This window comes from Streptomyces sp. NPDC044002, assembly GCF_056434525.1.
In genome coordinates this window covers 20,980-33,882 of the sequence record NZ_JBWKEZ010000077.1, presented here as the reverse complement: position 1 = coordinate 33,882, position 12,903 = coordinate 20,980, and the positions used below count along the sequence as shown (strand labels likewise).

The following is a 12,903-nucleotide window of genomic DNA, read 5'->3' as shown; positions in this document are numbered from 1 at the left end:
AACGCCGGCGAGGCTGGATATATCCAGCCCGCGCGGCGTTTGAGCGCAACGGGGTCAGGGGCGGAGCCCCTGGGAACGGTGGAAGGGCGGGTAGGGGACCTCGCCCGCGCAGCGGCACCCGCCGGCCCGGCGGTAGTCCGTCCTCGCGAACCGGTTGAGGGGGCGTCACGCGGGGCCCGCCCCGCTGACACCATCAGCGGGGGGAAACACCCCCCGTACCGATACGAACGCAGAGGACCCCTCCGTGAGCGAGAAGACCGCCGTCACCCCCGAGTCCCACCCCGCCCCGCCCGCGAAGTTCTCGCACGGCGTCCGCAAGGGCAACATCTTCCAGGTCGCCGGCCAGGTCGGCTACCTGCCGCACGTCGAGGGGCAGCCGCCGACCACCGCCGGGCCGACGCTGCGCGAGCAGACCCTCCAGACGCTGGAGAACGTCCGCTCCGTGCTGGAGGCCGGCGACGCGAGCTGGGACGACGTGGTGATGATCCGCGTCTATCTGACCGACACCGGCCACTTCGCCGAGATGAACGAGATCTACAACGCCTACTTCGACGAGCAGGGCGTGAAGGTTCCCGCCGCCCGCACCACGGTGTACGTGGGCCTGCCCGCCGGGCTGCTGATCGAGATCGACGCCCTGGCGGTGCTCGGCTGAGGCACGGGCGCAGGCGAAGGGGCGCCCCCCTGGCGGTGGGGCGCCCCGGCTCAGCGGCGCGCTCTGTGCGGTGTGCGCTACGCGCTACGCGCAGTACTGGGCTTCCTTGCCGATCGAGCGGTACATGCAGTCCGCGTTCTCCAGCAGCTGGAGCACCGCTTCCTTGTTGCGCGCCGTCTCGCGGTCGATGACCTCGTCGGGCGGGTAGAAGCCGCCGCCGCCGTTCGCCGGGTACATCTCGAAGGTGTAGGCGAAGATCTTCTGGTTGCCCCACAGCCAGTCGTCGATCGTGCCGTCGGTGATGTACAGGTCGCTCGACTGTTCGGGCGTGTAGCCGTTGCTGGCGGCCATGCTCGTGCCGATCTTCTTGTAGACGGCGAGGTCGTCGGCCGTCAGGCCCGGCGCGGTGTCGTTGTAGGTGTAGCCGAACGGCCACAGCACCAGTTCGCTGTACGTGTGGAAGTCGATCGCGGCGGTGATCTGCTGCTTGCCGCCGACCACGCGGCTGCGGACGAAGTCGGAGACCACCTTGACCTCGGGGGCGGACTCGGCGGCCGGCCCGCGGTAGGTCTCGGAGCTCTTGCTGGTGCTGGATCCGCCGCAGCAGCCCCACTTGTAGTTCCAGTTGCGGTTCTCGTCGGTGCCGACGTAGGAGGAGCCGCTGTTGGGCTGGCGGTTCTTGCGCCAGGAGCGGTAGGAGCCGGTGGCGATGTCGTACTCGCCGCCGTCCGGGTTGAGGTCCGGGATGATCCAGATCTCGCGCTGGTTGACCATGTTCGTGATCCGGCTCTCGGTGCCGTACTTGGAGCCGAACTCCTTGAGCAGGTACAGGGCCATTTCCACGGTCAGGTGCTCGCGGGCGTGCTGGTGGGCCGTGAAGAGCACCTCGGGTTCGGCCTCGTCCGTGCCGACGTTGTCGCTGATCTTGATGGCGATGAGGTCGCGGCCCTCGTGCGACTTGCCGATGACCCGCTTGCTCATGATCCCGGGGTACTGGGCGATGCGCTGGTCGATCTCGGCCTTGGCCTCGGCGTAGTTGTGGTACCGGGAGTCGGCCGAGGGGAAGTCCATCGGGGTCGCCGCGACGCCGCGCTCGCCGCGGTCCGGCGGGCCGGGCAGCGGGGTCAGCGTGTACCCGAGCGCCCGCAGGCTCTTGGCCTGCATGGGGTCGGCGCTGACCACGACCGAGCGGGCGTCCACCTCGTCGATCGAGACCCCGGTGCGCAGCAGGGCCGTGCGTTCGGCGGCCGTGGAGGGGCCCTGGATCTCGTACTGGGCGATGGCCTCGTCCTGCGTCGCCGTGGACGGGGTGGGCGGCGGTGCTGCCGTCGCGCTCATGCCGTAGGCGGGTGCGCCGAGCGCGAGCGCCAGCAGGGCCGCCGTGACGGCGGCCCTCCGGCGGGTGTGGAGCCGCATGCGTTCTCCTGGGTGGGAGTGTGGGGGTAGCCGTGCGGACGCGCACAGCGTGCTCTTGTGGCATGTCCCGGTCAATAGCCCCGGAAGTATCCGGCGGGCTCACCGGACCGAATCAGCCACCCCCACACCTCTACCGCCTACGGCAGCCCGTGGACCTTGGGACCCACCGCGTTGGACCAGGTGCTACCCGCCTTGGCGTCCCAGTTGGTCGACCAGGTCATCGCCCCGCGCAGCGAGGGGTAGGTCTTCGACGGCTTGAAGGACCCGCAGCCCGTGCCCCTGGCCAGGCAGTCCAGGGCGTTGTTCACGACGGTCGGGGAGACGTAGCCGCTGCCCGCGCCGCTCGGGGAGGCGGGGACGCCGATGCCCACCTGCGAGGGGTCGAGGCCGCCCTCCAGCTGGATGCAGGCCAGGGCCGTCAGGAAGTCCACCGAGCCCTGGGAGTAGACCTTGCCGTCGCAGCCGTTCATCGCGCCGCTGTTGTAGTACTGCATGTTCACGACCGTCAGGATGTCCTTCACGGCCAGCGCGGTCTTGAAGTACCCGCCCTGCGTGGACTGCATGTCGATGGTCTGCGGGGCCATGGTCAGGACCATGGAGGGGCCCGCCTTCGCCGACAGGGCGCGCAGCGCCTGCGTCATGTAGGTCGGGTTGAGGCCGTTCTCCAGGTCGATGTCGATGCCGTTGAAGCCGTACTCCTGCATCAGCGCCCACGCGGAGTTGGCCAGATTCGTCGCGGAGGCGGAGTCGTTGACCGAGATCGTGCCCTTCTCGCCGCCGATGGAGAGGATGACCGACTTGCCGGCCGCCTTCTTCGCGGCGACGTCGGCCTTGAACTGGGCCACGGTGTAGCCGCCGAGGCCGGCCGAGTCGAGGTTGAAGGTGATGGCGCCGGGCGTGGTCGTGGCGTCGGCGAAGGAGACGGCGATGATGTCGTACTGCGCGGAGACGTCGGAGATCTTCTGGACGGTCGCGCCGTTGTTGAAGTTCTGCCAGTAGCCGGTCAGCGCGTGCCTGGGCACCGACGGGTTCGGGTTCGGGCCGCCGCCCCCGGTGGTGGTGCCGGTGACCGGCGCCGACTTGGGGCCCTCGCCGGCCGCGTTGTACGCGCTCACCTGGAAGGAGTACGAGGTGCCGGGCGCGAGCCCGGTGACGGGCGTGGAGGTGTTGGCCACCGTCTGGACGCGCACGCCGTCCTGGTAGACGTAATAGCCGCCCGCCCCGCTGACCGCGTTCCACGAAAGGGTGAGCCCGTTCTGGCTCTGGCCGGAAACGGCGGCCCCGGCGGGCGCGCCGGGCAGGCCCGGGCCCGGGTCGGTGGGGCCGCCGCCGTCCGGGCCGAAGACGCTGAACTCATCGACGGTGTAGGCCGGCTGGCCGTACCAGCCGTGGGTGTAGACGGTGACCTGGGTGGTGCTCGGGCCGGTGGTGAAGGTGGTCGACAGCTTCTGCCAGCCCCCGCCCGAGCCCGGGGTCCAGGTGGAGACGTCCTGGGTGCCGGTGCCGGTCGCGCCCAGGTAGACGTACGAGCCCTGCACCTGGGTGCTGAGCGTGTACGTGGAATTCGGCTTGACCGTGACGGTCTGGGAGCAGCGGGCGTTGTCCGAGCCCGCCGGGGTGGCCTTCAAGGCGCCCGCCCCCGCGTAGACGGGCGAGGAGACGGAAGCCCCGCTTGCGTTGGAGCAGGACCAGTTGGCGAGGCCGGACTCGAAGCCGCCGTTGCGGACGACGTTGACGTCGGCGGCCTGCGCGGGGCCCGCCGCGAGGGCGGTGAGGCCGCCGGCGGCGAGGGTGGCGGCGAGGGGCAGGGCGAGGGAGCGTATGCGGTTCACGTGGGCTCCGTGGGGGGAGGAAGGGGAGAAGCGGAAGGGGGGAGCTGTGAGGGGGGAGTGGGGTCCCCCGGACCGAAAGCAGGCGCCAGCCAAGTTGGTCCAGACCAATCCCCGTGTCAAGAGTGTTTGCAATGTGGCTTGAAATGGACCCGGTCCCGATCCCTGTTGTCCGGGTTTCCCGCCTCCTGTGACATGTGCTTCCGGCACAGGAATCTTCAAGCCCCTGCCCTGCCAGGGGCGTCGCGGATATGGTGCACGGGCAAGGGGGAAGGGCGCCGATCGTTTGCGGTCGCGCAGCATGCGCGCGTGCGGAAGTCCGGCCGTCGGCCGGGTGAACGGACGCCGCGCGGAGGGTGAACGGGGGGATTCGCGTGCCGACCGCCATCGCTGTCACCAGTGCCGATCTGGTGCTGCCGGCCCCCGACCGGCACACCCCCGGCGCCGCCGTACTGCACCCGCCGGCCGAAGCCGGGCTGGAGGCCTCGCTCGCCGCGACCACCGCCCTGCTGGAGCGGCACGGCCACCTCGTGGCCGTCGTGCCGTCCTGGCTGCCCCCGGCCACCGCACACCGGCTGCGCACCGTGCGGGCCATCCTGGAGACCGACCGGATCGCGCTCGTCGACACCGACCTCCCGCCGCTGGGCACCGCCGTGCTGGTGCGTCAGCTGCGCCAGCTCACCGTCTGCGACTTCAGCCCCGGGGTGATCGCCTCCGCCGCCCGGCTGCTGTCCCACTACGTCTACGCGGGCGCCCTGCTGGGCTCCGTCGCCAAGCTCGACCGGATCCCGGTCGGCCTCAAGGCGCACGCCCGCTCCTGGTCGCCCAGTGCCCAGTTCGCCGTACTCGCCCACCCGTCGCCGCACCTGGCCCGGCTCGGCACCGCCGCCACCGGGGTGATCCCGCCCGGCCCCGCCTTCGCCACCCACCTCACCTTCGCGCGCGGCCAGCTGTCCTCCGACTGGGTGGCGGCCGAACTGGCCCCCGCCTGGCAGGTGCAGGGCGTCATGGAGAACCCGCTGCCCGACGGCTCCGCCCGCTGGTGGGCCACCCCCAAGCTCGTCGAGTTCGCCGCCGCCATCCCCGACGTCTCCGTGCTCCACCAGCTGGTCTCCTCGGTGCGCCGCGAGGAGTGCGGCTGGTGCGGCTTCGAGCTCATCGGCGACCGCTGCGGCTTCTGCGCCGCCCCCCTGGCCGCACCCCCGCCCGAGGTGCCCGCCGCCCGATCGAGAACCGGATCCTGACCGCCCGAACGAACGAAGAACGGCGAGGTAGTACGGCTCATGAACTCACGCCAGCGCCGCGGCGTCATCCTGCTCCTGCTGTCGGTCCTGTGCGCCCTCGCCGCCTTCGCCGGGGTCCTCGTCGTCATCGGCGACGTCAACTCCAAGGTCGGGGCCGAGGTCGTCGCGTACCGCGTCAAGGGCGACATCGCACCGTACAGCGCCCTGACGGCCGGCCAGTTCGAAGAGGTGAAGGTCCCCAAGCGGTGGCTCTCCGACACCGCCGTCGACGACCTCGGCGCGCTCCGGGGCAAGATCGCGCTCACCACCCTGAAGAAGGGCTCCCTGCTCCAGAGCGACATGTTCGTCGACAAGCCGCAGCTCCAGGCCGGGGAGCAGGAGATCGCCATCATGATCGACGCGGCCACCGGCGTGGCCGGCAAGATCACCTCGGGCGCGAAGGTCAACATCATCGCCACCTTCAAGGGCGCCAAGGAGACCGACCCCTCCCGCTCGGTGATCATCGTCGCCAACGCCCGCGTCCTCGGCGTCGGCAAGCTCACCGCCCTCGACAAGGACGGCGACCGCAAGGGCCCCGCCGAAGCGGTCCCGATCACCTTCGCCCTGAACACGAAGGACACCCAGCGCGTCGCCTACGCCGAGTCCTTCGCGGAGCACGTCCGGCTGGCCCTGGTGGCCCCCGGCACCGACTCGGCCCCCAGCACGGCCGACCGCACGTACACCCTCGACGGGGACAAGTGAGGCGCGGATGACCACTCGAATCCTCCCCGCGGCCGGCGACCCGGACGCCGCCCGCTCCATCACGGCCCTGCTCAGCCAGCTCCCCGACGCCGAGCCCGCCCCTCCCGTCCCCGACTCCACCACCCTCCTCGACATGCTCGGCCGGATGGCCGCCGAGTCCGTCGACGAACTCCCCGAGGTCGTCCTCGTCCACGAGCGGATCGGCCCCGTCCCCGCCCTGGAACTCATCCGCGAAGTCGCCCTGCGCTTCCCGGCCGTGGGCGTCGTCCTGCTCTCCTCCGACGCCGGACCCGGCCTGTTCTCCGCCGCCATGGACTCCGGCGCGCGGGGCCTGATCGCCCTGCCCCTCTCGTACGAGGAGCTGAGCGCCCGCGTCCAGGCCGCCGCCCTGTGGGCCGTCGGCGTACGCCGCCACCTGGGCGGCGGCGCGGAGGTCTTCACCGGCCCGGGCGGCCGGGTCGTCACCGTCACCGGGGCCAAGGGCGGCGTCGGCACCACCTTCACCGCCGTCCAGTTCGCCCTCGCGGCGGCCGCCTCGGGCCGGCGCACGGCGCTCGTCGACCTCGACCTCCAGGCCGGGGACGTCGGCTCCTACCTGGACGTGCAGTTCCGCCGCTCCATCGCCGACCTCGCCGGCATCCAGGACATCTCCCCCCGCGTCCTCCAGGACGCCGTCTACGAGGACCGCACCGGACTGGCCCTGCTGCTGGCCCCCGCGGAGGGCGAACGGGGCGAGGAGCTCGACGAACGCGCCACCCGCCAGGTCATCGGCGCCCTGCGCGCCCGCTACGAACTGGTCGTCGTCGACTGCGGCACCCAGGTCACCGGAGCCAACGCCGCCGCCGTGGAACAGGCCGACACCGCCGTACTGGTCACCACCCCCGACGTGGTCTCCGTACGCGCGGCCAAGCGGATGGTCCGGATGTGGGAGCGGCTCCAGGTGCGCAAGGCCGAGGACACCGCGATGGTCGTCAACCGCTGGAGCAAGCACACCGAGATCCAGCCCTCGCTGATCGAGAAGATCACCAAGACCCGGCCGGTCCGCACCCCCGTCCCCGCCGCCTTCAAGGAACTCCAGGCCGTGGTCGACGCGGGCCGGGTCCAGGACCTCGACAACCGCTCGACGGTGAAACAGGCCCTGTGGGCGGTGGCCGGCGAGCTGGGCCTCCTCTCGGCACCGGACAGGGCACCGGTCCCGGCGCAGCCGGGCACGGGCGCGGCCCTCGCCGTCCGCCCGCCCGGCCCGGTGGCCCGGCTGCGGCGCGGCCGGGAGGGCTGACGCGTGCGCCGGGGGTGGTACCGGGGCGGGGACCGGGGGCAGGTGGCCCTGGAGTTCGTGGGCATGGTGCCGCTGATCCTGCTGCTCGTCGCGGCGGTGTGGGAGTGCGTGCTGATCGGCTACGCGTTCTCCCTGGCCGGGAACGCGGCCGACGAGGCGGCGCGGGCGGGGGCGGTACACGGTGCGGGGGCCTGTCAGACGGCTGCCGGGGAGCACATCGCCCCGGCCTGGGGCATGTCGGCCGAGTGCGGGGAATCCGGAGACGTCTTCAAGGCGACGGTGAAGCTCAAGATCCCCGTCCTATACCCGGGCCTGAACTTCGGCGAGATCACGGGAGAGGGCGGCGCGGCCATGGAACGGGAGGAGTGAACGTGGGACGACGACGCGACATCCGCTCCGACCGGGGCCAGGTCGCCCTGGAGTACATCGGCTTCGTGCCGTTCCTGCTGTTCGTCGCGCTGTGCGGGATCCAGCTGGGCTGGATCGCGTACGTCCACGAACAGGCCGACACCGCCGCCCGTACGGCGGCCCGGGTGGAGGCCCGCAAGGGCTCCGGCGGCGCGGCCGCCGGCCAGGCAGCCGTCCGGGGCGGCCTCACGGCCGACGTGGCCATCAGCAAGAGCGCCGACGCCGTCACCGCCACCGTGACCATCCCCATCAACTCGATCGTGCCCGGCCTGTCCGTCGACCCGGCCAAGGCCACCGCAGTCATGCCCAACGACGACCCGAAGGGACCGTGACCATGAGCCTGCGTTCCCGGGTCAACACCCCCGACGACCGCCACAGCCCCCGCGAGGACGGCCGGCTCGTCTCCTCCTACCGCGCCAAGCTGCTGGAGGAGATCGACCTCGCCGAGATGTCCGCGCTCGCGCCCGCCGAGCGCCGGGCCCGCCTGGAGCGCGTGCTCGGGCACATCATCAGCCGCGAGGGCCCCGTCCTCTCCACCGCCGAGCGCGCCCAGCTGATCCGCCGCGTCGTCGACGAAGCCCTCGGCCTCGGCGTGCTCGAACCGCTCCTCGAAGACGCCTCCATCTCCGAGATCATGGTCAACGGCCCCGACCAGATCTTCGTGGAGCGCTCCGGCCGGGTCGAGCAGCTCCCCATCCGCTTCGCCTCGCACGAGCAGCTGATGCAGACCATCGAGCGCATCGTCTCCACCGTCAACCGGCGTGTGGACGAGGCCAATCCGATGGTCGACGCGCGCCTGCCCAGCGGCGAGCGCGTCAACGTCATCATCCCGCCGCTCTCCCTCACCGGCGCGACCCTCACCATCCGCCGCTTCCCGCGCGCCTTCACCCTGCACGAGATGATCGCCCTCGGCTCCCTCGACGAGCAGATGCTGCTCCTGCTCTCCGGGCTGGTCCAGGCGAAGATGAACCTGATCGTCTCCGGAGCCACCGGCACCGGGAAGACCACCCTCCTCAACGCCCTCTCCGGACTGATCCCCGAGGGCGAGCGCGTCATCACCATCGAGGACTCCGCCGAGCTCCAGCTCCAGCAGGCGCACGTCATCCGCCTCGAATCCCGGCCCGCGAACGTGGAGGGCAAGGGCCAGATCACCATCCGCGACCTCGTGCGCAACTCCCTGCGCATGCGCCCCGACCGCATCATCGTCGGCGAGGTCCGCGGCGGCGAGACCCTCGACATGCTCCAGGCGATGTCCACCGGCCACGACGGCTCCCTCGCCACCGTCCACGCCAACAGCTCGCAGGACGCCCTGATGCGCCTGCAGACCCTCGCGTCCATGTCCGAGGTCGAGATCCCCTTCGAGGCGCTCCAGGACCAGATCAACAGCGCCGTCAACGTCATCGTCCAGCTCACCCGCTTCGGCGACGGCTCGCGCCGCATCACGGAGATCTCCATCCTCGACTCCCACGGCCGCGAGCCGTTCCGGATCACCACCGTGTGCCGCTACATCGCCCAGCCCATGGGGGCCGACGGGCGCGTGCACGGCTACTTCGCCTACGCCCCGCTGCCCCGCCGGATCGCGGAGCGCCTCTACATGAGCAACCAGCCCATCCCCCAGGCCTTCGGGGTCGCCCCGCCGGAGGACTACCTCGACCCGCTGACCTCCCGGACCGTGCTGTGACCAACCTCGTCCTCCTCACCCTCGGCGCCACGCTGCTGGCGGGCCTGTTCGTGTCCCTCGGCGTGCACGCGTACTCGGCCGGGCTCGCCCAGCGCGCCGCCCTCATCGACCGGCTCTCCGCCGAGGGCACCCCCGATCCCGTCGGCCGCAGGCGCCGCTTCCAGGGGCTCGACCGGCGCCTGCGCAGGACACGGCTGGGCCGGCGCATCGAACTGAAGCTGGCGACCACCGGCCTGGACCTCACCCCGGGCGAGTTCTTCGCGTACATGCTGATGGCGGTCGCCGGGGTGTGGCTGGTCTCCTCCTCCCTCCTCGCGCCCTTCTTCGGCCCGGTGGCCGGCCTGATCGGGCTGTGGGCCGCCAACGCCTTCCTCAACTGGCAGCGGGCCCGGCGTACGGAGCGGTTCATCAACCAGCTGCCCGAGCTGGCCCGCATCCTCGCCAACGCCACCCAGGCCGGGCTCGCCCTGCGCACGGCCATCGGGATCGCGGCGGAGGAGCTGGAGGCCCCGGCCGGGGAGGAGCTGTCCCGGGTCGCGGACCGGCTCGCGGTCGGCCACTCCATCGAGGAGGCGCTCGGGGAGATCGTGGAGCGGCTCCCGTCCCGCGAGCTGGTCGTCCTCGTCTCCACCCTCGTGCTGTCCGCCCGGGCGGGCGGCGCCATCGTCGGCAGCCTGCGGAACCTGACGGTGACCCTGGAGCAGCGCAAGGAGACGCGCAGGGAGATCCGTACGCAGCTCTCGCAGGTCACCGTGACCGCGTACCTCGTTCCCGCGATCGGCCTCGGCTCCCTCCTCCTCGTCGACGTGATGATGCCGGGCGCGCTGGACCGGATGACCGGCGCCTGGATCGGGCAGACAGCCGTGCTGATAGCGCTCGGCCTCTTCACCCTCGGGTTCGTCCTCATCCGCCGCCTGTCGAAGATCGACGTCTGAGGGGCCGGCCGCCGCGATGAACACCTACCTCCCCTTCCTCCTGGCCCTGGCCGCCGCCCTGTCCGTCTTCGGGATCCTCCACGGCGTCCGGCTCTACCGCGCCGACGTCAAACTCCCGACCGACCTCGCCCTCGCCCTGGAGGTCGGCGCCACCCGCACGACCGCCGTCGGCTCGGTCGTCGACCGCATCGGCATCCGCTGGGCACCGCTGGTGCTGCGGCTGATGGGGCCCAAGCAGGTGGCCCGCAAGCGCCGCCAGATCGACATGGCGGGCAACCCGGCCGGCCTCACCATCGACCGCTACGCCGCCCGGCGCGCGGTGTACGGCTTCCTGGGCGGCCTCGGCGCCCTCGCGATGCTGATGAACGGCAAGCTCGTACCGGCCCTCCTCATGGTGGTCTTCGGGCTGTTCTGGATCGAGGCCGGGCTGTGGTCGGCGATCCGGATCCGCCGGGACAACATCGAGCGGACCCTGCCGGACTTCCTGGACGTCCTCGCGGTCGTCGTCAGTGCCGGGCTGGGCTTCCGCCAGGCCCTCGAACGCGTCGCGGGCAAGTACGAGGGACCGTGGGCGGACGAGGTCCGGATCACGCTCCAGCAGATGGACATGGGCGTCAGCCGGCGCCAGGCCTTCGACGAGCTCCGCCGCCGCAACGACTCCGAGCAGGTCGCGCAGTTCGTCACCGCCCTCCAGCAGGGCGAGGAGCTGGGCTCCCCGATCGTGGAGACCCTGATCGCCATCGCGGAGGACATGCGGCGCACCGACGCCCAGAACGCCCGCCGGCGCGCCGCCCGGGCCGTCCCCAAGGCCACTTTCGCGGTGACCATGTTCATGCTGCCGGGCACGCTCATCCTCCTCGTCTGCGGCTTCGTCTACGGCGCGAACGTCGACTTCGGCGCGCTGCTGGGAGGCGGCTGACCCATGGGCCCGGAACGCCTGGAAGCCAACGCCCTCCAGGCCCTGTGCAGGCGGGTCTTCGCGGTCCGGCTGGTCATGATCCCCCTGGGCGCCCCGCTCGCCCTGGGCCGGACGGCGCCGGGCGCCCCCACGTACCTGGTGGCGACCTCCGTGGTCCTCACCTTCCTCCTGTCGTACGCCCTGTTCCGCGACTGGGAGCGCTTCGGGCCGCTGCTGCTGCGCCACCGGTGGCTGCTGGCGGCGGACATGGCGGTGGGCGCGCTGCTCCTGGTCACGGCCACCCCCTCGTCCCCTCTCGGCCTCGTGGCCCTGGGCACCCCCCTCCTCTCCGGCCTGGTGTACGGCTGGCGGGGCTCGGCGGTCATCGCGGCGGCCCAGACGGTACTGGTCGCGGCCCTGGGCGGCGGCCTGGTCCTCTCCCTCCTCTGCGTCCTCTCCGGGGCTGCGGGCTCCTCGGTCCGCGACTTCCTCTTCCGCCTCTCCGAGACCCGGGCGCGGCTGGCGGCGGCCGAGGCGGTCCGGGAGGAGCGGGAACGGCTGGCGCGGGAGATGCACGACTCGGTCTCCAAGACCCTGCACGGCCTGGCCCTCGCCGCGGACGCGCTGTCCCGTACGTCGGACCCGGCTTCGATCCGCACCCAGGCCGAACTGGTGGCCTCGGCGGCCCGCCGCGCGGCGTCCGAGTCCCGTGCCCTGCTGACGGACCTGCGGGCCGGGCCCGTCCCCCTCCTGCCGGCGCTGCACGCGCTGGACGCGCAGGTCCGGGTCTCGGGCGCGGTGCCGGCGCTGCCGCCGTCCGTGGCCCGGCACGTGGTCGCCGTGGCCGCGGAGGCGGTGGAGAACGTACGCCGCCACGCGGGGGCGTCCGAGACCCTGCTCACCGTCTCGGCGACCGGTACGCACCTCACCGTCTCGGTGGAGGACGACGGCCGGGGCCTGCCGGCGCACCTCCCGTCCGCGGGCCACTTCGGCGTGCGCGGCATGCGGGAACGCGCGGCGGCGATCGGAGCCGCCCTGTCCCTGGGCCCCCGCCCGTCCGGCCGCCCGGGCACCCGTGTCCGTCTCTCGCTCCCGCTGGAGGGGATCCGATGACCCCGACCCCGACCCCGACCTCGATCGACGTCCTGATCGCCGACGACAACCCGGTGGTGCGGGCGGGCCTGAGCGCACTGCTGGCCACGGCCGGTGACCTCCGGGTGGTGGCGCAGGCCCGCGACGGCCGGGAGGCCCTGCACCTGACGCGGGTCCACGCCCCGGACGTGATCCTGCTGGACGTCCGGATGCCGGGGGTGGACGGCATCTCGGCGCTGCCGCACCTGGTGTGCCTGGCGCCGGTCCTGATGCTGACGTACAGCCAGGAGGCGGACCAGATCCGCGAGGCCCTGCTGCTGGGCGCGGGCGGCTACCTGATCCACGGCGAGTTCACCGCGGACGAACTGGTCCGCGCGGTACGGGACGCCCGCGACGGCCGCGCCCACTTCACCCCGACGGCGGCCACCGCCGTCCTCGCGGAGCTGCGGTCCTCTTCGCAAACGCAACCTTCTGTGGCACAGTCGACGGAGCGCGTGCACAACTCCGTTGTCTTCGGGCTGAGTTCGCGGGAGGTGGAGATCATGGACCTGATCGCGTCCGGCATGAACAACCAGCAGATCGCCGGCGCCTGCTTCATCAGCGAGAAGACGGTCAAGAACCACATCAACCGCATCTTCGCGAAGCTCCAGAGCACGAGCCGCAGCGAGGCGATAGCCCGCTGGCTGGGAACCGCCCGTCCGGGGGTGACCGGTCGTGGGTAGACGCCG

At 72.0% G+C, this 12,903-nt stretch carries 13 protein-coding genes; 11 read left to right on the top strand and 2 right to left on the bottom strand.

What is annotated here, in order from left to right:
* The first annotated feature begins 244 nt into the window (after nucleotides 1–244).
* Entirely contained in the window at nucleotides 245–652 is a 408-nt protein-coding gene (locus AC07A6_RS35905; protein WP_362468102.1) for a RidA family protein, read from the top strand.
* Between the two features lie 84 nt (nucleotides 653–736).
* On the opposite strand, the gene AC07A6_RS35900 is transcribed toward AC07A6_RS35905, so the two are convergent.
* Both AC07A6_RS35900 and AC07A6_RS35895 read right to left on the bottom strand, forming a co-directional pair.
* Entirely contained in the window at nucleotides 737–2,068 is a 1,332-nt protein-coding gene (locus AC07A6_RS35900) for a M14 family metallopeptidase (RefSeq protein WP_478779908.1), read from the bottom strand.
* 137 nt (nucleotides 2,069–2,205) lie between these two features.
* Entirely contained in the window at nucleotides 2,206–3,900 is a 1,695-nt protein-coding gene (locus tag AC07A6_RS35895) for a chitinase (protein WP_478779907.1), read from the bottom strand.
* 371 nt (nucleotides 3,901–4,271) lie between these two features.
* Here AC07A6_RS35895 and AC07A6_RS35890 point away from each other — a divergent pair, with 371 nt between their 5' ends.
* Genes AC07A6_RS35890 through AC07A6_RS35845 form a run of 10 tightly spaced genes read left to right on the top strand, consistent with a single transcriptional unit; the run spans nucleotide 4,272 to nucleotide 12,897 of the window.
* A complete protein-coding gene (locus AC07A6_RS35890; RefSeq protein WP_386271390.1) occupies nucleotides 4,272–5,141 on the top strand; it encodes a hypothetical protein in 870 nt (289 codons plus the stop codon).
* Between the two features lie 39 nt (nucleotides 5,142–5,180).
* Nucleotides 5,181–5,882: a Flp pilus assembly protein CpaB gene (gene cpaB / locus AC07A6_RS35885; RefSeq protein ID WP_385762455.1), complete on the top strand. Its 702-nt coding sequence runs from the start codon at nucleotides 5,181–5,183 to the stop codon at nucleotides 5,880–5,882.
* A gap of 7 nt (nucleotides 5,883–5,889) precedes the next feature.
* The gene (locus AC07A6_RS35880) at nucleotides 5,890–7,161 is read left to right on the top strand and encodes a CpaE/TadZ family protein (RefSeq protein WP_478779906.1); all 1,272 of its coding nucleotides are present in this window, start codon (nucleotides 5,890–5,892) and stop codon (nucleotides 7,159–7,161) included.
* 3 nt (nucleotides 7,162–7,164) lie between these two features.
* Nucleotides 7,165–7,530 carry a TadE/TadG family type IV pilus assembly protein gene (locus tag AC07A6_RS35875; RefSeq protein ID WP_478779905.1) on the top strand — a complete coding sequence of 122 codons (366 nt, stop codon included), beginning with the start codon at nucleotides 7,165–7,167 and terminating at the stop codon, nucleotides 7,528–7,530.
* Between the two features lie 2 nt (nucleotides 7,531–7,532).
* The gene (locus tag AC07A6_RS35870; protein WP_478779904.1) at nucleotides 7,533–7,901 is read left to right on the top strand and encodes a TadE/TadG family type IV pilus assembly protein; all 369 of its coding nucleotides are present in this window, start codon (nucleotides 7,533–7,535) and stop codon (nucleotides 7,899–7,901) included.
* A gap of 2 nt (nucleotides 7,902–7,903) precedes the next feature.
* Nucleotides 7,904–9,250 carry a TadA family conjugal transfer-associated ATPase gene (locus AC07A6_RS35865; RefSeq protein ID WP_362468118.1) on the top strand — a complete coding sequence of 449 codons (1,347 nt, stop codon included), beginning with the start codon at nucleotides 7,904–7,906 and terminating at the stop codon, nucleotides 9,248–9,250.
* Nucleotides 9,247–10,185, top strand: a complete 939-nt coding sequence (locus tag AC07A6_RS35860; RefSeq protein WP_478779903.1) for a type II secretion system F family protein — start codon at nucleotides 9,247–9,249, stop codon at nucleotides 10,183–10,185. The genes AC07A6_RS35865 and AC07A6_RS35860 overlap by 4 nt, the downstream gene beginning before the upstream one ends.
* A 16-nt stretch (nucleotides 10,186–10,201) precedes the next feature.
* Nucleotides 10,202–11,104 (top strand): DUF5936 domain-containing protein, encoded by a 903-nt coding sequence (locus AC07A6_RS35855; protein ID WP_478779902.1) that lies wholly within the window; start codon nucleotides 10,202–10,204, stop codon nucleotides 11,102–11,104.
* 3 nt (nucleotides 11,105–11,107) lie between these two features.
* Nucleotides 11,108–12,196 (top strand): sensor histidine kinase, encoded by a 1,089-nt coding sequence (locus AC07A6_RS35850; protein WP_478779901.1) that lies wholly within the window; start codon nucleotides 11,108–11,110, stop codon nucleotides 12,194–12,196.
* Nucleotides 12,193–12,897 carry a response regulator gene (locus AC07A6_RS35845; protein ID WP_478779900.1) on the top strand — a complete coding sequence of 235 codons (705 nt, stop codon included), beginning with the start codon at nucleotides 12,193–12,195 and terminating at the stop codon, nucleotides 12,895–12,897. Before AC07A6_RS35850 ends, AC07A6_RS35845 begins: the two co-directional genes overlap by 4 nt.
* Nucleotides 12,898–12,903 lie beyond the last annotated feature (6 nt).